The organism is Streptomyces violaceusniger Tu 4113, assembly GCF_000147815.2.
GTDB classification, from domain to species: Bacteria; Actinomycetota; Actinomycetes; order Streptomycetales; family Streptomycetaceae; genus Streptomyces; species Streptomyces violaceusniger_A.
This window is the reverse complement of record NC_015957.1, coordinates 9,825,887-9,848,625: the sequence shown is the minus strand read 5'-3', so window position 1 is coordinate 9,848,625 and position 22,739 is coordinate 9,825,887. Positions and strand designations below refer to the sequence as shown.

The 22,739-nt window shown below is 72.4% G+C and carries 20 protein-coding genes; 11 read left to right on the top strand and 9 right to left on the bottom strand.

What is annotated here, in order from left to right; genetic code table 11:
• Positions 1-720: 720 nt before the first annotated feature.
• On the bottom strand, positions 721-1,545 hold the full coding sequence (locus STRVI_RS40225) for a purine-nucleoside phosphorylase (RefSeq protein ID WP_043237321.1): 825 nt from the start codon (positions 1,543-1,545) through the stop codon (positions 721-723).
• A 759-nt stretch (positions 1,546-2,304) separates the two neighbouring features.
• Positions 2,305-2,742 carry a gamma-glutamylcyclotransferase gene (locus tag STRVI_RS40220; protein ID WP_014061302.1) on the bottom strand — a complete coding sequence of 146 codons (438 nt, stop codon included), beginning with the start codon at positions 2,740-2,742 and terminating at the stop codon, positions 2,305-2,307.
• A 111-nt stretch (positions 2,743-2,853) separates the two neighbouring features.
• Here STRVI_RS40220 and STRVI_RS40215 point away from each other — a divergent pair, with 111 nt between their 5' ends.
• Positions 2,854-4,302: an NAD(P)H-quinone dehydrogenase gene (locus tag STRVI_RS40215; protein WP_014061301.1), complete on the top strand. Its 1,449-nt coding sequence runs from the start codon at positions 2,854-2,856 to the stop codon at positions 4,300-4,302.
• A 137-nt stretch (positions 4,303-4,439) separates the two neighbouring features.
• Positions 4,440-5,420: a DeoR/GlpR family DNA-binding transcription regulator gene (locus STRVI_RS40210; RefSeq protein WP_014061300.1), complete on the top strand. Its 981-nt coding sequence runs from the start codon at positions 4,440-4,442 to the stop codon at positions 5,418-5,420.
• A 20-nt stretch (positions 5,421-5,440) separates the two neighbouring features.
• Here the strand turns inward: STRVI_RS40210 and STRVI_RS40205 are convergent, their stop codons facing one another.
• Positions 5,441-6,034, bottom strand: coding sequence for a TetR/AcrR family transcriptional regulator (locus tag STRVI_RS40205; RefSeq protein ID WP_014061299.1), 594 nt, complete (start codon positions 6,032-6,034; stop codon positions 5,441-5,443).
• Positions 6,035-6,181: 147 nt separating this feature from the next.
• On the opposite strand from STRVI_RS40205, the gene STRVI_RS40200 reads away from it, so the two are divergent.
• Positions 6,182-7,360 (top strand): alpha/beta hydrolase, encoded by a 1,179-nt coding sequence (locus STRVI_RS40200; protein ID WP_014061298.1) that lies wholly within the window; start codon positions 6,182-6,184, stop codon positions 7,358-7,360.
• A gap of 136 nt (positions 7,361-7,496) precedes the next feature.
• Here the strand turns inward: STRVI_RS40200 and STRVI_RS40195 are convergent, their stop codons facing one another.
• Positions 7,497-9,245, bottom strand: coding sequence for an acetyl/propionyl/methylcrotonyl-CoA carboxylase subunit alpha (locus STRVI_RS40195; RefSeq protein ID WP_014061297.1), 1,749 nt, complete (start codon positions 9,243-9,245; stop codon positions 7,497-7,499).
• Between the two features lie 345 nt (positions 9,246-9,590).
• Here STRVI_RS40195 and STRVI_RS40190 point away from each other — a divergent pair, with 345 nt between their 5' ends.
• Entirely contained in the window at positions 9,591-10,043 is a 453-nt protein-coding gene (locus STRVI_RS40190; RefSeq protein ID WP_014061296.1) for a hypothetical protein, read from the top strand.
• Positions 10,044-10,154: 111 nt separating this feature from the next.
• Here STRVI_RS40190 and STRVI_RS40185 read toward each other — a convergent pair whose 3' ends face one another.
• The 4 genes from STRVI_RS40185 to STRVI_RS40175 form a co-directional block, all read right to left on the bottom strand.
• On the bottom strand, positions 10,155-10,757 hold the full coding sequence (locus STRVI_RS40185; protein WP_014061295.1) for a Maf family protein: 603 nt from the start codon (positions 10,755-10,757) through the stop codon (positions 10,155-10,157).
• A gap of 133 nt (positions 10,758-10,890) precedes the next feature.
• Entirely contained in the window at positions 10,891-11,022 is a 132-nt protein-coding gene (gene mmpB / locus STRVI_RS55790) for a morphogenic membrane protein MmpB (protein WP_014061294.1), read from the bottom strand.
• 96 nt (positions 11,023-11,118) lie between these two features.
• A complete protein-coding gene (locus tag STRVI_RS40180; RefSeq protein WP_014061293.1) occupies positions 11,119-11,325 on the bottom strand; it encodes an acyl-CoA carboxylase subunit epsilon in 207 nt (68 codons plus the stop codon).
• Between the two features lie 25 nt (positions 11,326-11,350).
• Complete coding sequence (locus STRVI_RS40175) at positions 11,351-12,946, bottom strand: acyl-CoA carboxylase subunit beta (RefSeq protein ID WP_014061292.1); 1,596 nt, start codon at positions 12,944-12,946, stop codon at positions 11,351-11,353.
• 267 nt (positions 12,947-13,213) lie between these two features.
• Between STRVI_RS40175 and STRVI_RS40170 the strand changes: the two genes are divergently transcribed.
• From STRVI_RS40170 to hutH, 6 genes are all read left to right on the top strand, one after another.
• Complete coding sequence (locus STRVI_RS40170; RefSeq protein WP_014061291.1) at positions 13,214-14,101, top strand: biotin--[acetyl-CoA-carboxylase] ligase; 888 nt, start codon at positions 13,214-13,216, stop codon at positions 14,099-14,101.
• Positions 14,102-14,248: 147 nt separating this feature from the next.
• Positions 14,249-15,511, top strand: a complete 1,263-nt coding sequence (locus STRVI_RS40165; RefSeq protein WP_014061290.1) for an adenylate/guanylate cyclase domain-containing protein — start codon at positions 14,249-14,251, stop codon at positions 15,509-15,511.
• Between the two features lie 338 nt (positions 15,512-15,849).
• Complete coding sequence (locus STRVI_RS40160; RefSeq protein WP_014061289.1) at positions 15,850-17,406, top strand: cytochrome P450; 1,557 nt, start codon at positions 15,850-15,852, stop codon at positions 17,404-17,406.
• Between the two features lie 93 nt (positions 17,407-17,499).
• A complete protein-coding gene (locus tag STRVI_RS40155) occupies positions 17,500-18,294 on the top strand; it encodes an enoyl-CoA hydratase/isomerase family protein (protein ID WP_014061288.1) in 795 nt (264 codons plus the stop codon).
• 344 nt (positions 18,295-18,638) lie between these two features.
• Complete coding sequence (locus tag STRVI_RS40150) at positions 18,639-19,763, top strand: GGDEF domain-containing protein (RefSeq protein WP_106686020.1); 1,125 nt, start codon at positions 18,639-18,641, stop codon at positions 19,761-19,763.
• Positions 19,764-20,338: 575 nt separating this feature from the next.
• Entirely contained in the window at positions 20,339-21,883 is a 1,545-nt protein-coding gene (gene hutH / locus STRVI_RS40145; RefSeq protein WP_014061286.1) for a histidine ammonia-lyase, read from the top strand.
• A gap of 37 nt (positions 21,884-21,920) precedes the next feature.
• Here hutH and STRVI_RS40140 read toward each other — a convergent pair whose 3' ends face one another.
• The gene (locus STRVI_RS40140) at positions 21,921-22,226 is read right to left on the bottom strand and encodes a hypothetical protein (protein WP_043237313.1); all 306 of its coding nucleotides are present in this window, start codon (positions 22,224-22,226) and stop codon (positions 21,921-21,923) included.
• A 99-nt stretch (positions 22,227-22,325) separates the two neighbouring features.
• Between STRVI_RS40140 and STRVI_RS40135 the strand changes: the two genes are divergently transcribed.
• Entirely contained in the window at positions 22,326-22,673 is a 348-nt protein-coding gene (locus STRVI_RS40135; RefSeq protein ID WP_050993849.1) for a hypothetical protein, read from the top strand.
• The last annotated feature ends 66 nt before the right edge of the window (positions 22,674-22,739 follow it).

Below are 22,739 nucleotides of genomic sequence, written 5' to 3'. Positions count from 1 at the left end.
AGGTGCTGGGCGGGGTGCCCTTCCGCCTTGGGGGGCGGCCACGCCTCCCAGCATCTTGTCGGCATCCGCTCCAAAGCGGCACGGGCCCGCTTCGGGTGAGCCCCTCCAGCCTCTGCGGCGGGGGAGAGACTGCCATCGGGCGATCCGGGGGTGGGTCCCAGTGGGACAAGCCGCTTGTCCGCCCCCGGACCCCCAGAGGAGGGGATGGGTAGGTGACCCTGCCGTCCCGCCTAGTCGACGTCCGGGCGAGGTTGCAGATGACCCCGGGCGGTCCGGAACCGGGCCGGAGTCCGTGGCACCGCGACGCGGTTGCCGATGAGGCGGGAGGGGCGGGGTCGTACCCCTCCCCGCCCAGCGCCCGCCACTTGGCGGTCTGGAATCGGGCCAGGGCTGGAGGCCACCGAGGCGTGGCCGCCGACGAGACGGGAGGGGGTGGGGTCGCAGGGGTGGTGTCCTGGACGCTGTCGCATATTTGTGGCGCCAATCCCCGGCCCACTCCACGCTTCCGGGCACCGGCGCCGTAAATATGCGGTCCAGGGCGCCGCACCGGAGGCCCCGCCCCCGGCACCCACCACGCGGCCCACCGCGCCCCGGCCCGGCCCGATCAGTGGGTGCCGCGACGCTCTGTTCAGTTGGCTGAGGGGTGAGTACCCGCGCAGCACGCCCTGACGCCGTCAGCGCCGCCGCCAGCCTCGGAACAGGGTCGCCCGACCGGCGAGGTCAGATGCGGTCGAGGACCTGCGACAGCAGGCTGCCCATGCGGGAGGCGGAGTCGCGGCCGGCCTGGAGGACCTCCTCGTGGTTGAGGGGTTCGCCGGTCATACCGGCCGCGAGGTTGGTGACCAGGGAGATGCCGAGGACCTCCGCGCCCGCCTCACGCGCCGCGATGGCCTCCAGGGTGGTGGACATGCCCACCAGGTCGGCGCCCAGAGTGCGGACCATGGTGATCTCCGCCGGGGTCTCGTAGTGCGGCCCGGGGAACTGGGCGTAGACGCCCTCCTCCAGGGTCGGGTCCACCTGCTGGCACAGGGCACGCAGCCGCGGGGAGTAGAGGTCGGTGAGGTCGACGAAGTTCGCGCCCACGATCGGGGAGGTGGCCGTGAGGTTGATGTGGTCGCTGATCAGTACCGGCTGGCCGGGGCGCATGCCCTCGCGGAGGCCGCCGCAGCCGTTGGTGAGGATGATGGTCTTGCAGCCGGCGGCGACGGCGGTGCGTACGCCGTGTGCGACGGCGGCGACACCGCGACCCTCGTAGTAATGCGTACGGCCGAGGAAGACCAGCGCCCGCTTGTCGTTGATCCGGTACGAGCGGATCCGGCCCGCATGCCCCTCGACGGCAGGCGGCGGGAAGCCGGGCAGCTCGGTGACGGGGAACTCGTGCTCGGGCGCCCCGAGGGCGTCGGTGGCGGGGACCCAGCCGGAGCCCAGGACCAGCGCGACGTCGTGGGTCTCCGCACCGGTCAGCTCGCGCAGGCGGGTGGCGGCGTCGTCGGCGGCGGCGTGGGGGTCGCCCTGGATGTCGTCCCAAGAAACTGATGCGTTCACGCGCACGAGGGTAGCCGGTAACTGCCTACGCGCGTAGACGGAGTCCGCCGAGGTATTCGGATCGTTGCATAACCTCCCGGGGGGCCTGCGTGTCCGGTCAGCCCGGGGGGCCGGGGCCCGGGGGTCCGCGTATCCGGTGCGTGGGCCCGGGGCCGGGAGCCCGGAGGGCCGTGTGCCCGGTCGATCCGTCAGTCCAGGGGGACCTGGGGGCGGGGGTCCGCGTGGGCCCGGAGTCCGGGTGACCCGGAGAGTTCGGGGAGCCCGACGGGGTCCGGGTATCCCGGTGGGCCGAGGGCCGAGGGCAGGGTCCGGTCGGTCTGGCCGGGCCCCGGACCTCGGGGCCGACCGGGGTCACGGACTCACCGGCCACATGGGATACGCGGAGCCCCCCGGGGGGACTCGGATCCGTCGGGCCGACGGGAAACACGAACCCCGGACCCCGGACCCTCGGGCCCCCGGTCACTCGGGTCGCTCCGAGACACGGACCCCCAGACCCCCAGGCCCCCGGGCCGCCCGGAAACACGGGCCCCCGGACTCCCGGATCCTCGGGCCGACTGGGCCCCTGGGCCGTTCAGGCCCGCGGACTCACGGGAGGCACGGATGCCCGGACCGCCCGACCCACGGCCCCTGGGCCGCTCCGAGACACGGACCCCCAGACCCCCAGGCTCTCGGGCCGCCCGGGCACACGGCCCGCCCCGGCACACGGCCAGCCGGAGACACGGCCAGCCCGGAGACACAGACACACCGGAAACACCGGACTCAGCAGGGGCGCTTCCGCAGCTCCATCACATAGTCGTGCGGCGCGCCCGCGGATTCCGCCGCGTCGGCGATTTCGCCGAGGTAGCGGGCCGAGGGCAGGCCGCCCTCGTAGCCGTTGAGGACGTAGAGCCAGGCGGGTTCGTCGCCGTCCAGGGTGTGGACGCGGATCCGCATCCGGCGGTAGATGTCGAGGCCGACGCCCTCCCAGCGGTCCATGGAGTCCTCGTCCATGGGCGCGATGTCGTAGAGGGCGACGAAGACCTGGGAGCGCGGGGCCTCCACGATGGTGGCGAGGGCGCCTTCCCAGCCCATCTGCTCTCCGCCGAAGGTGAGCCGCCAGCCGTTCAGCCAGCCCGTTCCGCGCAGCGGGGAGTGCGGTGCGCGGCGGGACATCAGCCGCGCGTCGAGGTTGCCGGCGTACGCGGCGTAGAGCGACATGGGTCTGAGGGTACGGGAGAGGGGCGGAACGGCCCCCGGGGTGGGAGGTTCGTACGTCAGTCGCCCCCGCGAAACCCCCCGGGCTGAAGCCAGTCGAACCGGTGCGGGACAATGGAGCATGTGACTCGGATCGTGATCATTGGTGGCGGACCCGGCGGCTATGAGGCGGCGCTGGTCGCCGCGCAGCTCGGCTCGGAGGTGACCGTCGTCGATTGCGACGGTCTGGGCGGCGCGTCGGTGCTCACCGACTGCGTGCCGTCGAAGACGTTGATCGCCACCGCCGAGGTGATGACGACCTTCGACTCCTCCTATGAGGAGTTGGGGATCATCGTCGCCGACGACACTCCGCCGATGGAGCAGGCGGCCCGGGTGGTCGGGGTGGATCTCGGCAAGGTCAACCGCCGGGTGAAGCGGCTCGCGCTCGCCCAGTCGCACGACATCACGGCCTCGGTCACGCGGGCCGGCGGCCGGGTCTTGCGCGGGTACGGGCGGGTGGAGCCGCAGCAGTCGCTGGACGGCTCGCGGCGGGTGATCGTGCGGGCGGCGGACGGCACCGAGCAGACGCTGGTGGCGGACGCGGTGCTGGTGGCGACCGGTGCCCATCCGAGGGAGATCCCGGACGCGAAGCCGGACGGCGAGCGGATCCTGAACTGGACGCAGGTGTACGACCTGGACGAGCTCCCCGAGGAGCTGATCGTGGTCGGCTCCGGTGTCACGGGCGCGGAGTTCGCTGGTGCGTATCAGGCGCTGGGGTCGAAGGTCACGCTGGTCTCCAGCCGGGACCGGGTGCTGCCGGGCGAGGACCCGGACGCGGCGGCGGTGCTGGAGGACGTGTTCCGGCGCCGGGGGATGAATGTGATGTCCCGCTCGCGCGCGCAGGCGGCCAAGCGGGTGGGGGACCGGGTGGAGGTGACGCTCTCGGACGGGCGGGTCATCTCCGGTACCCACTGTCTGATGGCGGTCGGCTCGATCCCGAACACGGCGGACATGGGGCTGGAGGAGGCCGGGGTCAAGCTGGCCGAGTCGGGGCACATCCTGACCGACAAGGTCTCCCGGACCAGCGCGCCGGGCATCTACGCGGCCGGTGACTGCACCGGCGTGCTGGCGCTGGCGTCGGTGGCGGCGATGCAGGGCCGGATCGCGATGTACCACTTCTTGGGGGACGCGGTGACGCCGCTGAACCTGAAGACGGTTTCCGCGAACGTCTTCACCGACCCGGAGATCGCCACGGTCGGCTACTCGCAGGCGGACGTGGACGGCGGGAAGATCGACGCCCGGGTGGTGAAGCTGCCGCTGCTGCGCAATCCGCGGGCGAAGATGCAGGGCATCCGGGACGGCTTCGTCAAGATCTTCTGCCGTCCGGGCACCGGCATCGTGGTCGGCGGTGTGGTGGTCGCGCCGCGGGCGAGCGAGCTGATCCACCCGATGTCGCTGGCGGTCGACAACAACCTGACGGTGGAGCAGATCGCCAAGGCGTTCACGGTCTACCCCTCGCTGTCCGGTTCGATCGCCGAGGTGGCGCGGCAGTTGCACACCCGGAAGACTCAGGAAGAGTCGTAGATCCGGTCCTTATAGCACTTCGCGCCTTCAGAGATGTCCAACTTCTGCTAATTGGTGCAAGCTGCTGAAAACAGACGGTCGTTGGCGTTACTGTCAGTTTCGTGTTCGCTGCAGAACGTCGCCAATTGATCCTTGAAATGGTGCGTGCGAACGGAGCGGTGTCGCTCCGGGAGCTCGCCCGCGTCGTCCAGACCTCCGAAGTGACCGTACGGCGTGATGTGCGGGCGCTGGAGGCAGAAGGACTTCTCGACCGCCGGCACGGCGGTGCGGTGCTGCCGGGCGGATTCACCAGGGAGTCCGGCTTCCCGCAGAAATCCCATCTAGCGACCGCGGAGAAGACGGCCATCGCCGATCTCGCGGCCGGTCTCGTCGACGAGGGCGAGGCCGTGGTCGTCGGCGCCGGAACCACCACGCAGGAGCTGGCCCGCCGGCTCGCGCGGGTTCCGGGGCTGACCGTGGTCACCAATTCCCTGCTGGTCGCACAGGCGTTGGCGCATGCCAACCGGGTCGAGGTCGTGATGACCGGCGGCACCCTGCGCGGCTCCAACTACGCCCTGGTCGGCAGCGGCGCCGAGCAGTCCCTGCAGGGGCTGCGGGTCTCGCGCGCCTTCCTGTCCGGCAGCGGGCTGACCGCCGAGCGCGGCCTGTCCACCTCCAACATGCTTTCGGCCAGCGTCGACCGGGCGCTGGTCCAGGCGGCGGCGGAGGTGGTCGTGCTCGCCGACCATACGAAGCTGGGCAGCGACACCATGTTCCAGACGGTGCCCACCGATGTGATCACGCGGCTGGTGACCGATGACCCGCCCGCCCATGACGACCGTGCCCTGACCGAGCTTCAGGCCCTCGCGGACCAGGGAGTTCAGATCGCCGTGGCCGGGCCGGGCGCGGGGTCCGGCCCGGCCGGGAGCGGTGAGGGCGGCGGTTCGGCCGGGCGGCAGTCGGGGCGGCTGGGCGGGTCGCAGGGCCGTGGCGGCGGCGAGGAGGGCCTGCCGCTGCCGGGGCCGCGCCGTAACCACCCGCATCCGCCGGGCGGCGCCGGCTCCGCGCAGTTGCGCAGCGCGGTGCCGCTGGGGGAGCAGCCGGGGCGGGTGGCGGATCTGGCGCCGCGCCGCCGCTAGCGAGGGGGCGCCGGCCGGTGTCAGCGGGCCTTGAGACCGGTGAAGGCCAGTGCCAGCAGCCGGTCGGCCAACTCCGGGTCGTCCGGCGACTGCTCCACGGCCAGCGCGATCGCGTTGGTGAGCTGCATCAGATCGGCGATGACCACATCGGACCGTACGGCACCACTCTGCTGGGCGCGGGCGAGCAGTTCACTGCCCGCCTCGCGCAGCGGCAGACCGCAGCCGCGGGACAGTGCCGAGGTCTCGTCTCCCGAGCACGCCATCAGGGCCCGGGAGAGCCCGCGGTAGGTGCTGGCGTGGTCGACGATGGCGCGCAGCCAGTCGATCATCGCCTGACACGGCCGCGGTGCCTTGGCCAGCTCCCGCGACCGCTCCAGCAGGGCGCATATCTCGCCCTGGAAGACCGCGCCCATCAGCGCGGTGCGGTTGGGGAAGTGGCGGTAGAGCGTGCCGATGCCGACGCCCGCGCGGCGTGCGATGTCCTCCAGCGAGGCATCGGTACCGTGCCGGGTGAAGGCCGTGCGCGCCTCGGCCAGCAGCCGCTCGTAGTTGCGGCGCGCGTCGGCGCGCATGGGGCGCGGTGGCATCTGCGCCGTGGCTGTCTCGATCGCCATCGCGGTCCTCCCTGCCGTGGCTGCCCGTGAGTCAAGCATGCCATTTCGTGACCGGAGGCACGTCCTGGCCAGGCAACGCGGGTACCGCGAACGGCATCAAACGGGGCGACGGCATCGTGCGTTGCGGTGCGCCGAAGTGGAAGAACGATGGGACTGACCAGTCGCTCACTCGAGTATGTGATGATCGCCCTCGCCATAGGGTGCGCGGGGCTGACGCTCTGGCTGTGGCCGCGCTTCGCGGGCCGGGGCGTACGGGCCTGGCTGGGCCGCCTGGCCGCCCTCGCCGTTACCCAGTGCGCGATCGTGACCGCGCTGGCCCTCGCGGTGAACACCACCTTCCAGTTCTACGGGTCCTGGGACGAACTGCTGGGCGAGGACGAGGCGGCACCGGCGGCCCTGTCCCATGTGCAGGGCGGCGCCGCGGAGCCGGTCGGGGCGTCGGGCGGGCTGGTGCGGACCGCCCCGCCGCAGGGGCTGGACACGGTGCACGGACTGCCGAGCGGGCCCCCCGACAAGGCGGGCAAGGTCGAGTCGGTGCGGATCCTGGGGCGCCGCAGCCAGGTGGCCAACCCGGCGTATGTGTATCTGCCGCCGCAGTACTTCCAGCGCCAGTACGCCCGGCAGCGCTTCCCGGTGATCGTGGCGATCAGCGGCTATCCGGGCGGATCCTTCCTGCTGGCCCAGCATCTGCGGCTGCCCCAGACCGCGGGCGGGCTGATCCGCACCGGGGCGATGCAGCCGGCGGTCATCGTGATGGTGCGGCCCACCATCGCCCCGCCCCGGGACACCGAATGCGTGGACGTCCCCGGCGGCCCGCAGGCCGAGACCTATTTCGCCCAGGACCTGCCCGAGGCGCTGCGGGGGCACTACCGGATCGGTCATGACCCCAGCGCCTGGGGCGTCCTGGGCTACTCCTCGGGCGGCACCTGCGCCCTTGAGCTGACCCTGCGTCATCCTCGCGTCTACAGCGCGGCCGCGGCCCTGTCGCCCGACTACCGCGTGGTCAACGACCCCACCACCGGCGACCTCTTCGGCCCGGGCCCGCAGGGCGAGCGCGGCAAGCGGGAGCACGATCTGCTGTGGCGGCTGCGCCGGCTGCCCCAGCCGCAGGTGTCGGTGCTGGTGTCCTCCAGCCGCCGGGGCGAGCCCAACTACACCGCCACGCGCGACTTCCTGGCCGCGGTCCGGTCTCCGATGAGCGCGGAGTCGATCATCCTGGACCGGGGCAGCCACAACTTCCGCACCTGGCGCCGCGAGCTGCCCACGGCCCTGCGCTGGATGAGCGGCCAGCTCACCTTCCCCCAGGACGTGGTGCACGGCCGCTGAGCGGGCCGGGCACGACGACGGCGGGCCCCGGCCGGAGGATTCCGGTCGGGGCCCGCCGTCATGGTGCGGTGGGGGCGGGTCAGTCCTTGATCCCCGCCTCAGTTTCTGATCTGCGCCTCAGTCCTTGGTCTGCGCGTCAGTCCTTGATCTCGCAGATGACCGCGCCCGAGGTGATGGACGCGCCGACCTCGGCGGCCAGGCCCTTGACGGTGCCCGCGCGGTGGGCGTTGAGGGGCTGTTCCATCTTCATGGCCTCCAGGACGACGATGAGGTCGCCCTCGGCCACGGTGTCACCCTCGTTGACGGCGACCTTCACGATGGTGCCCTGCATGGGGGAGGCCAGGGCGTCGCCGGAGGCGGCGGAGCCGGACTTCTTGACCGCCTTGCGCTTCGGCTTCTTCGAGCCGCCCGCCGGGGCGGTGGCCACGCCCAGGGAGGCGGGCAGCGAGACCTCGAGCCGCTTGCCGCCGACCTCGACCACGACCGTCTCGCGGCCGGTGGGCTCCTCGTCCTCGTCGGGGCTGACGGGGGCGAAGGGGGTGATGGTGTTGTTGAACTCGGTCTCGATCCAGCGGGTGTGGATCGTGAACGGCTCGCTGGTGAACGCCGGGTCCACCACCACCGCCTGGTGGAACGGGATCGCGGTGGCCATGCCCTCGACCTGGAACTCGGCCAGGGCGCGGGCGGCGCGCTGGAGGGCCTGGGTGCGGGTGGCGCCGGTGACGATCAGCTTGGCCAGCAGCGAGTCCCACGCCGGACCGATGACACTCCCCGACTCCACACCCGCGTCCAGCCGGACACCGGGGCCGGCGGGCGGGACGAAGGAGGTCACCGTGCCCGGGGCGGGCAGGAAGTTGCGGCCCGGGTCCTCGCCGTTGATGCGGAACTCGAAGGAGTGGCCGCGCACCTGCGGGTCGTCGTAGCCGATGGCCTCGCCGTCGGCGATGCGGAACATCTCGCGGACCAGGTCGATGCCGGTGACCTCCTCGGTGACCGGGTGCTCCACCTGGAGACGGGTGTTGACCTCCAGGAAGGAGATCGTGCCGTCCATACCGACCAGGAACTCCACCGTCCCCGCCCCCACATAGCCGGCCTCCTTGAGGATGGCTTTGGAGGCGGCGTAGAGCTGGTCGTTCTGCTCCTGGGTCAGGAAGGGTGCCGGGGCCTCTTCGACCAGCTTCTGGTGGCGGCGCTGGAGGGAGCAGTCACGGGTGGAGACGACCACGACGTTGCCGTGGGTGTCGGCCAGGCACTGGGTCTCCACATGGCGGGGCTTGTCGAGGTAGCGCTCGACGAAGCATTCGCCGCGCCCGAACGCCGCGACGGCCTCGCGGACGGCGGAGTCGTAGAGTTCGGGGACGTCTTCCATGGCGCGGGCGACCTTCAGGCCGCGGCCGCCGCCGCCGAAGGCGGCCTTGATGGCGATGGGCAGGCCGTGCTGTTCGGCGAAGGCCACGACCTCGTCCGCGCCGGAGACCGGGTCGGGGGTGCCGGCGACCAGCGGGGCGCCGGCGCGCTGGGCGATGTGGCGGGCGGCGACCTTGTCGCCCAGGTCGCGGATGGCGTGCGGCGGGGGGCCGATCCAGGTCAGGCCCGCGTCGAGGACGGCCTGGGCGAATTCGGCGTTCTCGGAGAGGAATCCGTAGCCGGGGTGGACGGCGTCGGCGCCGGATTCGGCGGCCGCGGCAAGGACCTTGGCCTGGTCGAGATAACTGGCCGCCGGGGTGTCACCGCCCAGCGCATAGGCTTCATCGGCCGCGCGCACATGACATGCGTCCCGGTCCGGATCGGCGTAGACGGCTACGCTCGCGATCCCGGCATCCCGGCAGGCACGGGCAACACGGACAGCGATCTCGCCACGGTTGGCGATGAGCACCTTGCGCACGATGGCTCCCTCCTTGAAACAAGCCGAGTTTAGGTACAGGCGACACCTCGCGCCGAGAAGATCCCGGGCGTGAGCTTGACCACACGGAGCGTGAACCTCGCGTTGGGCGAGCGACCAGATCCCCCGTCGCTCCACCGTACGCCCGGTTTTCGGGGCTGGTGCGCCGTCCACGGTGTGGGCAAGGTCTCTGGCCCGCCGTGCTGCGGCGCTTCACGTTTTCTTGTGGAAACCCTACGAATGCCGGGCGGAAACTTTGCCATGGCGTTCAGCTCGTCCGCACCTCTTGTGGCAGCGCTTACCCGTTAGTAGCGTGCTTCGGCACTGACGGAGTGGAGGGGGAACACGGTGGCACGCAGACCAGTGGCCGCGGTAGCGGCTGTGACGCTCATGTTCGAAGCGGTCGGCATAGCGCTGCTGAACTGGATCCTCGGCCTGGTCGTGGACCGTCAGCAGATGTCCATGGGCGGCCTCGACACCGATGCGATGTCCATCGGCACCTGGGTCGGGGGCGGCCTCTTCGGCCTCTATCTGCTGGTCTGCGGGGTGGTGCTGCTGCGCACCGCCGTACGGGACCGTGCCCCCGGCCGCCTCGCCCGCATCCTGCTCGTCACCTGTGCGGTGGTCCACGGGCTGGTGGGCGCGTTCGCGGTCGGCCTGGTGGGCTGGCCGGCGTTCGCGTTCTTGATGGTGGTGCTGGGGCTGATCGTGCTGAGCCTGCTGGGGTACGAGGCGGAGCCGCCCGCCGAGCCCTCGGCAGAGGCCGCGGGCGGCGGCCAGGACGCCCCCAGCCCGGCCTGATTCAGGGGAAATCCCTAGCCGGGCCCGGCCTGATTCGGGGGAACCCCCAGCCCTGCGCCCGGCCCGGCTCAGGGGAATCCCTAGTCGCCCCGGAGGCAGGGAGACCCCTGGCTAGTCCCAGAGGGCCGTGATCCGCACGCCCAACTCGGCCAGCAGACGGCGGAACAGCGGCAGGGAGAGCCCGATCACGGTTCCGGCGTCGCCCTCGATGCCGTCGATGAACGGCGCCGAACGGCCGTCGAGCGTGAACGCCCCCGCCACATGCAGCGGTTCGCCACTGGCGACGTACGCCGCGATCTCCTCGTCCGTCGGCTCGCCGAAGCGGACGGTGGTGGACGCGGTGGCCGAGGTGCGGCGGCCGCTCGCCGTGTCGATCACGCAGTGCCCGGTGCGCAGCACCCCGGCCCGGCCGCGCATCGACTTCCAGCGGGCGGTGGCCTCCTCGGCGTCCGCCGGTTTGCCGAGCGCCTGACCGTCGAGCTCCAGCACCGAGTCGCAGCCGATGACGAGGGAACCGGCCGTCTCCGGAAGCCCGGCCACGGCGGTGGCCTTCGCCTCGGCCAGCACCCGGGCCAGCTCGGCGGGTGTCGCCGCGCTCAGCGCGTCCTCGTCCACCCCGCTGACGATCACCTTCGGCGCCATTCCGGCCTGCCGCAGCAGTTCGAGCCGGGCGGGCGAGGCGGACGCGAGGATGAGAGTGCGCTGCGCAGTCATGCGCACCAGGGTAAGCCGCCCCCGGGACGGCCCGGCCGGGGGCCGCAGCCCGGCCTTGGCGCTGGTCCCCTCGGGCAGGTCAGGGCAGGTCGGATTGAGCCGTAGCAGGCCGGGGTGCAGATCAAGGCCGCCTTCACGGCCACATGCTGAGGAGGCACATCGCGAGCAGCACGGAGACGGTCAGGACCGTGCGGGCGCGGCGGAGCATGGCCTCGGCGCGCCGCAGTTCCTCGGGCGGCTCATCGGGCGGCTCGGACCACAGCATGGGACCGATCCTGAGCCCGCAGACGGCGGGGCGCCTGAGTACGCGTACTCAGGCGCCCAGGCGCGAAGGTGCCATTCCGGCCTTACCGCGCGGCTCTCAGGCGGGCCAGTAGGTGGTACGCCATGCCTTGGGGCCGGGATGCGGCACCCGGTGGCTGGGGACGGTGCGGGCCGGGTCGGACCACTCCTCCGGATCGTCCTCGCTCTGCGCGGCGGCCGTCACGGCCGCCGCGCGTGCTTGCACCACCGCCAGTGCGGCGGCCAACTCCTCGGGGGTCGGGTTGCCCCGGACAATTCGGATCATGGAATTAGCCCTTCGCTCGAGGGGGCTAGAGGGGGATGTTGCCGTGCTTCTTCGGGGGCAGCGACTCGCGCTTGTTCCGCAGGGTCCTCAGTCCGCGGACGATGTGGCGGCGGGTCTCGGACGGCATGATCACAGCATCCACATACCCCCGCTCGGCCGCGATATACGGATTCAGCAGGGTGTCCTCGTAGTCCGCGATCAGCTCGGTGCGGGCCGTCTCCGGGGCGTCGGAGGCGGCGATGGTGCGCCGGTGGAGGATGTTGACCGCGCCCTGGGCGCCCATGACCGCGATCTGCGCGGTGGGCCAGGCCATGTTGAGGTCCGCGCCCAGATGCTTGGAGCCCATGACGTCGTACGCACCGCCGAACGCCTTGCGGGTGATGACCGTGATCAGCGGGACGGTGGCCTCCGCGTAGGCGAAGATCAGCTTGGCGCCGCGCCGGATGATGCCGTTGTACTCCTGGTCGGTGCCGGGCAGGAAGCCGGGCACGTCCACGAAGGTCAGCACGGGAACGTTGAACGCGTCGCAGGTGCGCACGAAGCGTGCGGCCTTCTCGGAGGCGTCGATGTCCAGACAGCCGGCGAGCTGCATCGGCTGGTTGGCCACGATGCCCACCGGCTGGCCCTCGACCCGGCCGAAGCCGGTGATGATGTTGGGCGCGAAAAGCGCCTGCGTCTCCAGGAACTCGTTGTCGTCCAGGACGTGCTCGATGGCCTTGTGCACGTCGTACGGCTGGTTCGCGGAGTCCGGGATGAGCGTGTCCATCTCCCGGTCCTCGTCCGAGACCTCCAGATCGGCCTCGTCGGCGAAGGCCGGGGGCTCGGAGAGGTTGTTGGAGGGGAGGTAGGACAGCAGGGTCTTGACGTACTCGATGCCGTCCTTCTCGTCCCCGGCCATGTAGTGCGCGACACCGGAGGTGGTGTTGTGCGTCCGGGCGCCGCCCAGCTCCTCGAAGCCGACGTCCTCACCGGTGACGGTCTTGATCACGTCGGGGCCGGTGATGAACATATGCGAGGTCTGGTCGATCATCACCGTGAAGTCGGTGATCGCCGGGGAGTAGACCGCCCCGCCCGCGCACGGGCCCACGACCAGGCTGATCTGCGGGATCACTCCGGAGGCATGGGTGTTGCGGCGGAAGATCTCGCCGTACATGCCGAGCGAGACCACGCCCTCCTGGATGCGGGCGCCGCCGGAGTCGTTGATGCCGATGACTGGGCAGCCGGTCTTCAGCGCGAAGTCCATGACCTTGACGATCTTCTCGCCGAACACCTCCCCGAGCGCCCCGCCGAAGACCGTGAAGTCCTGGGAGAACACGGCCACCGGGCGGCCGTCCACCGTGCCGTAGCCGGTGACGACCCCGTCGCCGTAGGGGCGGTTCTGCTCGATGCCGAAGTTGGTCGAACGGTGCCGGGCGAACTCGTCGAGCTCGGTGAAGGACCCCTCGTCCAGGAGGAGGTCGATGCGCTCGCGCGCGGTCAGCTTGCCCTTGGCGTGCTGCTTCTCCACCGCGCGCGCGGACCCCGCATGGGTCGCCTCTTCGATACGGCGCTGCAGATCCGCGAGCTTCCCCGCGGTGGTGTGACGGTCTGGAATCTCGGGGGCGATCTCCGGCTCGGACATCGGGATGCGGCTCCTGCTCGTCCTGGGGGTGGATACGGCGGACTTCTGGATACGGCGGACTTCTTCAGGGTCGGAGGGAATCAGGGGAAGCAGTGGGAACGGGATATGGGGTCGGAATCGTGATCAGTGGGGGCCTATGGACGTTCGGTGGTTACGGACCGTTCGACAGCCGTTGCGCCGGCTGGGCTACCGGCACGTAGCGTATCGGCGGCACCGCTTGGTGGCACTGCGTCGTTGGCCACACCTCCTGACCCTAGGCTGGCCCTCATGACGCCTTCTGACACCTCAGGGAGCCCAGGTGACGGGCCCGGCCGCTGGTCCGATCTGGAGCGGCCTCCCTTGAACGCCACCGCGCTGCGCCGGGGGCTGGTGCTCCCCGGTGGGCTGTGGACCGAGTTCGAGGTGGTGCAGGCGACCGGCTCGACCAATACGGATCTGGTCACCCGGGCCCGGGCCGGAGCCCCCGAGGGTGCGGTGCTCGTCGCCGAGGAGCAGACCGCGGGGCGCGGCCGGCTCGACCGCGCCTGGACGGCCCCGGCCCGGTCCGGGCTCTTCTTCTCCATCCTGCTACGGCCCGCAGACGCAGGCGTGCCCACGGAGCGCTGGGGCTGGCTGCCGCTGCTCGCCGGGGTCGCGAGCGCCCGGGCGCTCAGCCGCACGGCGGGTGTGGACACCGCGCTGAAGTGGCCGAACGACCTGCTGGTGACGGTCGCGGGCGAGGAGCGGAAGTTCGGCGGGATCCTCGCCGAGCGGGCCGGGGACGCCGTGGTCATCGGCATGGGGCTGAATGTTTCGCTACGCGCCGATGAGCTTCCGGTGCCCACCGCCGGGTCGCTGGCCCTGGCCGACGCGGTCTCCACCGACCGCGACCCGCTGCTGCGGGCCGTGCTGCGCTCGATCGCCCAGTGGTACGGGGAGTGGTGCCGCTTCGAGGGCGACCCCGGGGCGAGCGGCCTCCAGGAGACCTACGCGGCGGGCTGTGCGACCCTCGGGCGGCAGGTGCGCGCCGAGCTTCCGGGCGGCCGGGAGCGGGTCGGCGAGGCGGTCGCGGTCGACGGCGACGGACGGCTGGTTCTGGCCACCGAGGGCGGGGTACAGGAGCCGGTCTCCGCCGGGGACATCGTGCATCTACGCTCCGTACCGAGGGAGGAATGAACCCCTGCCGTGGAGAGTGAGCTACGGCACACCTGACGTATCGTGGTCGCGGTCGGTCCAGCTCGGGGCGGCTGTGGGCGATTCGGAACCCCAACCGGGAAGAGGGAACGGAAGGGCAGTGCGCAGGGATCTGACAGGGGGCGGGCGGTGACCGCCGACGACGCGGGTTCCGGCACGGCCGAGGAGCGCGAGGCGTGGGACGCCGCCGCGCCGGACGGGGCCGTACGGGACACCGGGGCGCGGGAGAGCGCCGCCGCGGAGGCCCCCGAAGAGGCCATCGAGGAGGCCCCCGAAGAGGCCATCGAGGAGGCCCCCGAAGAGGCCCTCGAAGAGGCCCCCGAGGAGGCCCTCGATGATGAGGATCAGCCGGATCCCATCGCGCTCCGGCTGGAGCAGCTCATCCTCGGCGCCGAGCGGCGCTACACCCCCTTCCAGGCCGCCCGCAGCGCGGGCGTCTCGGTCGAGCTGGCCACCCGTTTCTGGCGGGCCATGGGCTTCGCCGACATCGGCCAGGCCAAGGCGCTGACCGAGGCCGATGTCCTGGCGCTGCGCCGGCTGTCCGGTCTGGTGGAGGCCGGGCTGCTGAGCGAGCCGATGGCCATCCAGGTGGCGCGGTCCACCGGCCAGACCAGCGCCCGGCTCGCCGACTGGCAGATCGACTCGTTCCTGGAGGGGCTCACCGACCCCCAGGAGACCGGGATGACCCGGACCGAGATCGCGTATCCGCTGGTCGAGCTGTTGCTGCCGGAGCTGGAGGAGTTCCTGGTCTACGTCTACCGGCGCCAGCTCGCGGCGGCGACCGGCCGGGTGGTGCAGGCGGCGGACGACGCGGAGATGGTGGACCGTCGGCTGGCGGTCGGCTTCGCGGACCTGGTGAGCTTCACCCGGCTGACCCGGCGGCTGGAGGAGGAGGAGCTCGGCGAGCTGGTCGAGGCGTTCGAGACCACGGCCGCCGACCTGGTGGCGGCGCACGGCGGGCGGCTGATCAAGACGCTGGGCGACGAGGTGCTCTACGCGGCCGACGACGCGGGCATCGCCGCCGAGATCGGGCTGCGCCTGATCGAGACACTGACGCATGACGAGACGATGCCCGAGCTGCGGGTCGGGATCGCGTTCGGCACGGTCACGACCCGCATGGGCGACGTGTTCGGGACGACGGTGAACCTGGCGAGCCGGCTGACGTCCATAGCCCCCAAGAACGCGGTCCTGGTGGACGGCGCGTTCGCGGAGGAGCTGAGCCGCACCGGGGAGGCCCCGGTGTCGGAGGCGGAGGCCGCGGAGGCGGCCGCCGCGGCGGAGAAGGAGGGCGAGGAGCCGCCCTCGTACCGGTTCGCGCTCCAGCCGATGTGGCAGCGGCCGGTGCGTGGTCTGGGGGTCGTGGAGCCGTGGCTGCTGAGCCGCCGCGCATGACACCGGGCGTGACCCTGGGTGGCGGCCGGGCATGACACCGGGTGGCCGTCGGACATGACCCTGGGGGCGGCCGGGACTCCGCTGAGCCGTCGCGCATGACACCGGGTGGTCGCCGGGCGGGGGACCCCGGGTCGCCGCCGCCGGGCGGGACGCGGCGGGCGACGTTCGTCCGGATCCCTTCGGTGGCTTCGGCCGGATCGCTGAACTGGGCGCGGATCCGGGCCTGTTGGGCTAGCCTACGTCCGCAAGATCCACTCGGTGGATCCCAGGTCCTGTCGTCGAAGAAGCACCGTGCGCGTCCGCCCGCGGGGTGGGCCCGGCGGTGTCCAGGAGCACGTGTGACCCCGCTTTACGATTCGAGTGCTCAGCGTCCGGGCGCCTTACCTCCGCCGGGCTGCCCCGCCCATGAGGGGGCCGGTGCCGAGCCGCTCCACGCGCCCGAGTTCGGAAGAGATCCCTTCGCGGTCTACCGGCGCCTGCGCGAGACCCACGGCCAGCTCGCGCCGGTGGAGCTGGACAGAGGCGTACCGGCCATGTTGTGCCTGGGGTACGACACGGCGCTGGAGATCATGCGTCGCCCCGAGACCTTCTCCAAGGACCCCCGCCACTGGCGGGCCAGGAACGAGGGCGTGCTGCCCGGGACCAGCTATGCCCCGCAGGTCATCAGGCCCCGGCCGCAGGCCGACTTCGTGGACGGCGAGGAGCACCGGCGGCTGCGCGGCGCCATCGAGGACTGCACCGGCCGGATCGACTCCGGCGCGCTGCGGAACTATGTCGAGCGCATCGCCGACTCGCTGATCGACCAGTTCTGCGAGGCGGGCGGGACCGAGCTGATCGGGACGTACTGCGCACTGGTGCCGGTGCTGGTGACCAGCCAGCTCTTCGGCTTCCCGCAGCAGGCCATGGACCCGCTGCTGCGGGGCGTGGTGGCGTTCATCGACGGCTCGGATCCCGCGGGCGGGGACCGGGCGGCGGGCGCGGCGCTGCGCGAGCTGATCGGCCTCAAGCGGCGCGAGCCGGGCGCCGACATCACGTCCTGGCTGATCGCGCATCCGGCGCGGCTGACCGACGAGGAACTGGTCGAGCAGCTTCTGCTGCTGATCGGCATGATCACCGGGCTGGTGCCCGGCCTGATCGGCAACTCGCTGCGGGTGCTGCTCACCGACGAGCGGTTCTCGGGCGAACTGATGGGCGGCAGCATGCTCGTCGAGGACGCCCTGGACGAGGTGCTCTGGACCGACCCGCCGCTGGCCAACATGGGGCTCTACTTCCCCGTCCATGACACCAACCTCGCCGGGAAGCGGCTGCGCGCGGGCGACGCCGTGATGATCAGCTTCGCGGCGACCAACCGGGACGCCCTGCTGAGGTCCCCGCACAAGCAGGGCAACCGGGCCCATCTGGCGTTCGGCGCGGGCCCCCACGCCTGCCCCGGCCGGAGCTCGGCCCGGCTGATCGCCTCCGTCGCGCTGGAGAAGCTGCTGGACCGGATCCCGGACCTCGCGCTGGCCGGGGATGCCGAGGAGCTGAAGTGGCTGTCCGGGGTCTTCGTACGGGGGGTGGTCTCCCTGCCGGTGCGGTTCGCCCCCGTCGCCAGGCCGGGGGGTCGGCGCCCCGGCCCGCCCGCCGCCCGCCCCGGCGAGCGGGACCGGCAGGACCAGCGGCACGAGGCGCCGGGCATGCCGCAAGGCATGCCCCAAGGGATGCCGCAGGGGATGCCGCAAGGGGCGCCCCCGCCGCCGCCCGTCCCGCCGCTCTCGCTGCCGCTCGCCACCGAGGGGGCGTCCGTGTCCGGAGGCGAGTCCCTGGAGGGGACGGACCTGGAGCAGCAGGGGGAGGACGGGCAGAAACAGTCGATCCTGCTGGGCTTTCTGAACCGGTGGCGGCGGGCCCGCTAGGCCCGGTCCGGGTGGCTCACAGGTTCCGCACACCCCGGGGAGCTGAAATGATCGCCGCATTGGGTTCACGGTCGTTAACCGGGAGAGTGTGTGATGAGTGAGCAGCGGTACGGGGAGTGGGTCGCGGTCCGTAAGGACGGCTTCGTGGCCGAGCTGGTGCTGGACCGGCCCAAGGCCATGAACGCCGTCTCCTCCGAGATGGCGCGCTGCATCACGGCGGCCTGTGCGGCACTGTCCGAGGACCGTGACGTCCGGGCCGTCGTGCTGACCTCGACCCATGAGCGGGCCTTCTGTGTGGGCGCGGACCTCAAGGAGCGCAACTCGCTCTCCGACGCCGAGATGCTGCGGCACCGGCCGGTCTCCCGCGCCGCCTACACCGGGGTGCTGGAGCTGCCGATGCCCGCCATCGCCGCGGTGCACGGCTATGCGCTGGGCGGCGGCTTCGAGCTGGCCCTGTCCTGTGACGTGATCGTCGCCGACCCCACCGCCGTGGTGGGGCTGCCGGAGGTGTCGGTCGGGGTGATCCCGGGCGGCGGCGGCACCCAGTTGCTGCCGCGCCGGGTGGGCGCCGCACGCGCCGCCGAGCTGATCTTCTCCGCGCGCCGGGTGGCCGCCGCGGAGGCCCATCGACTGGGCCTGGTGGACCGGTTGGCGGCGGAGGGCGAGGACCGGGCCGAGGCGCTGGAACTGGCCCGGGGCATCGCCGCCAACTCCCCGGTGGGCGTGCGGGCCGCCAAGAAGGCGCTGCGGCTGGGGCAGGGGCTGGATCTGCGGGCCGGTCTGGAGGTCGAGGACGCGGCATGGCGGACGGTGGCCTTCTCCGGGGACCGTGCGGAGGGGGTCGCCGCGTTCAACGAGAAGCGGTCGCCGAACTGGCCGGGGGAGTGAGGAGCGGGTCGGCCGTCCGCCGGACTGGTCGGGGGCCGGGGGGGTAGTGGGCCGGGGGAGTGGAGGGCCGGGGGAGTAGGGATCCCGGACCGGGGAAGCTGACCGGATCCGGGGAGTGGCCCCGGCCCGGGGAGCGCGCGGTCACCGGGGGTGACCGTTCGCTCGGATACCCGGGGTGAACGGCCCGCAGCGGATTGTTCCCGACGTTCTTACGCTGGAGAGCAGAGCGAACGATGCATGGCCGTGAGGAATGCGAGGCCGTCGTGACGGACAACGGGGAGATCGGCGGACGGCCCGTCGGGGTCGATGGACGATTGCGGGCCGTCGTGGGGCTCGCCCAGGAGATGGCGGCGGCGCACACCTCGCAGGAGTCGGTGGGCGCGGCGGCCGAGGCGGCCCGCCGCGCCCTCGACGGCGGCTTCGCGGCGATCTCGGTGTGGGAGCGTGCGCGGGGGCGGCTGCGGGTGCTGGTCAACGTGGGCGAGCTGATGCCGGGCGAGGAGCCGATGCCGGAGGACGAGTCGTATCCGGTGCACGACTTCCCGGAGATCGCCGAGTTCCTGCATGAGCACTGGGCCGCGGGCGGGGAGCCGCACGCATGGGTCGAGACCGCCGACGGCGTACGCCCCGGCGCGGCCCCGCCCGGCCGTCAGGGGGCGCCGCCTGCCAGCGGTAGCTGGGGGAGGGTGGCCGCCCTGCGGCGGCGGGGCCGGGGGAGCTGTGTGGTGGCCCCGATCGTGCTGCACGGGCGGGCGTGGGGTGAGCTGTATGTGGCCCGGGCGGCCGGACGTCCCGTCTTCGACCGCGACGACGCCGACTTCGCGACCGTACTGGCCTCGGTGACCGCCGCCGGGCTGGCCCAGACCGAGCGCCTGGAGGAGGCCCGCCGCCTTGCCTTCACCGACCCGCTGACCGGCCTCGGCAACCGCCGCGCGGTGGACATACGGCTGGACGAGGCGCTGGAGGCGTACCACACGGACGGCACCGTGGTGAGCCTGGTGGTCTGCGATCTCAACGGCCTCAAGCGGGTCAACGACACGCTTGGCCATGCGGTCGGAGATCGCCTGCTGGAACGATTTGGCTCATTGCTCTCGCTCTGCGGCGCGATGCTGCCCGGGGCGCTGGTGGCCCGGCTGGGCGGCGATGAGTTCTGTCTGCTGGGGGTCGGACCGTCGGCGGACGAGGTGGTGCGGGTGGCGGATGAGCTGTGCCGTCGGGCCGCCGAGCTGGAGATGGGCGAGGGGGTCGCCTGCGGGATCGCCTCCACGGGCGATCCGATTGGGCCGGTGCCGTCGGCCCGCCGCCTCTTCCGTCTGGCGGACGCGGCGCAGTATCGGGCCAAGGCGGCGCGCTCGCCCAAGCCGGTGGTGGCGGGGCGGGACGGGGGTACGGAGGACTCGGTGATTCGGCTGGCCGACACGTCTGCTGCCCACCCGCCGGAGCGACGCCGCTTCCGGGGCCGCCGCTAGGGCGCACGACGCACCCCGTCCCCCACCCCGTCCCCCACCCCGCCCCGGGGCTCCGCCCCGGGCCCCGATGGGGCTCCGCCCCGGACCCCGGCGTGGGGGCGAGACGCGTTTCGTTCCCCACCCCGCCCCTTCCCGAACCGGGGCCCCGCCCTGTGCCCCGCTCCTCAATCGCCGGAGGGGCTGGAAGATCGGGCTCCGCCCCGGGCCCCAGCGGGACGCAGCCCTCGGATCCCGAGGGGGAGGCTGCGCCCCGGGTCGGCGGGCTACGGCCCCGAGCCCGGGTGGGCTCCGCCCCGCGCCCCGGGGGCCTGTGAGCTATGTCCCCAGGGCGCGGGGGCTGCGCCCTCGGACCCGGCAGGGCTGCGCCTCCGGGCCCTGGCGGGGCTCCCGCCCCACACTCCCTCCCCCCGGGGCCTCGGGCGGAGCCCCGATCTCCAGCCCCTCCGGCGATTGAGGAGCGGGGTCCGGGGTGGGGCCCCGGTGGGCTGGGCCGGAGCCCCGGTTCGGGGAGGGGCGGGGTGGGGGAAGGTTCAGCGGGGTGACAGGGGGCGATTCACTCTCTAGGGTTCCTGAATATGGATATGCACTCTGTGGTCGTGGGGACGTCCGGAACGACCGCCGACGATGTCATCGCCGTGGCCCGCGGCGCCGCGCGCATCGAGGTCTCCGAGGCGGCACTCGACGCCGTCTCGGCCTCACGGCAGGTGATCGACGATCTCGCCGCCAAGCCCGAGCCCGTCTACGGCGTCTCCACCGGCTTCGGCGCGCTCGCCGTCCGCCACATCAGCCCCGAGCTCCGCGCCCAGTTGCAGCGCAACATCGTCCGTTCGCACGCCGCAGGCATGGGCGCGCCGGTCGAGCGCGAGGTGGTGCGGGCGCTGATGTTCCTGCGGCTGAAGACGCTCGCGTCCGGCCGTACCGGCGTCCGGCCCGTCGTGGTCGGCACGATGGCCGCGATCCTCAACGCCGGGATCACCCCCGTGGTGCACGAATACGGCTCGCTGGGCTGCTCCGGGGACCTCGCCCCGCTGTCCCACTGCGCGCTGACCCTGATGGGCGAGGGCGAGGCCGAGGGCCCCGACGGGGCGGTGCGACCGGCCGCCGAGCTGCTGGCCGAGCACGGCATCGAGCCGGTCGAGCTCCGCGAGAAGGAGGGGCTCGCGCTGCTCAACGGCACCGACGGGATGCTCGGCATGCTGATCATGGCCTGTGCCGATCTCGCCCGGCTGTTCACCGTCGCCGATGTGACCGCCGCCCTCTCGCTGGAGGCGCTGCTCGGCACCGACCGCGTCCTCGCGCCCGAGCTCCACGCCATCCGCCCCCACCCGGGGCAGGCCGCCAGCGCCGCCAACATGCTGCGGGTGCTGGAGGGTTCGGGGCTCACCGGGCACCACCAGGACGACGCGCCGCGCGTCCAGGACGCGTACTCGATCCGCTGCGCCCCGCAGGTCGCGGGCGCCGGCCGGGACACCCTCGCGCACGCCCGGCTGGTCGCCGACCGCGAGCTGGCCTCCGCTGTGGACAACCCCGTCGTCCTGCCGGACGGGCGGGTGGAGTCCAACGGCAACTTCCACGGCGCCCCCGTGGCGTATGTCCTGGACTTCCTCGCCATCGCGGCGGCCGACCTCGCCTCGATCGCCGAGCGCCGCACCGACCGGCTGCTGGACAAGAACCGCTCCCACGGCCTGCCGCCCTTCCTGGCCGGCGACCCGGGCGTGGACTCCGGGCTGATGATCGCCCAGTACACCCAGGCGGCGCTGGTCAGCGAGATGAAACGGCTCGCGGTGCCCGCCTCGGTCGACTCCATCCCGTCCTCCGCGATGCAGGAGGACCATGTCTCGATGGGCTGGTCGGCGGCGCGCAAGCTGCGTACGGCGGTGGACAACCTGGCCCGCGTCCTGGCCGTCGAGCTGGTCGCCGCCACCCGCGGCGTCGAGCTGCGCGAGGGGCTGGAGCCCGCGCCCGCGAGCCGGGCGGTGCTGGCGGCGGTGCGCCGGGCGGGCGTCGAGGGGCCGGGCGGGGACCGCTATCTGGCGCCCGACTTGGCGGCGGCGGACGCGTTCGTACGATCCGGAAAGCTGATCGAGGCCGTGGAGTCGGTGACGGGCCGCCTGGATTGAGCGGTCCGCCCGGGCCGAACGCGCCGCGTCCGCGGTGTCAGTACGCCTCCGGGCGGGTCCGCCGCACGGAGGCTGTCACCATCGCGACGCCCAGGCCCAGAAAGGCCGTGCCGCCGAAGAGGTACGGGGTGACGTCCACGCTGCCGGTGTCGGCCAGATCCCCGTCGGGCACGGCCTCGGTCCTGGGCCCCGATCCGGGCGATCCGGGCGAGGTCTGCGAGGGCGCCGACGACGACCCGGGGTCCTCCACCGTGGCGTTGGCGGACGGGACGAACCACAGGGCGCACAGCAGTGAACCGGCAGCGGCGGCCGTCAGCAGCGGTCGGCGTGCGGACAACGGCATCCTCCTTGAGGCTGCGGCAAATTGACCCCGTGCGCCGATCGTAGTGACAACTGCGGGTCGTGCGGAAGCGAGACGGGTAGGACCCCTAACCTCCGTCGCATGACGAGTACCGAGACATCCAGGTTTGTCCGGCTTCGTGTGGAGCTCGTGGTGGAGATCACCGATCCGGACGGGCTGCGGCGCGCGACGTACGAGCGGATCGACGGCGATGAGGCCGCGGAGGAGCGAGGACACGCGCGCCGCATGGTGGAGTCGGACGAGGCCGAGGCGCTGGCGTATCTGGTCCATCCGTTCGAGATGGTGGAGGAGGTGCCGGGGGTCGAACTGGCCCAGGCGTCCTGGAGCAGCGAGCACATCGACTACGATCCTGGCGCCGCCGAGTGGTCCGGGGTCTTCGCCGAGCTGGACGAGGACGACTGGGACGACGAGGGTGACCAGGACGGCTGAGCCGGGCGGCGGCCCCCAGGACGGCGCACATGGCGGCTCAGGGCGGCACCGAGGGGGCTCAGGGCG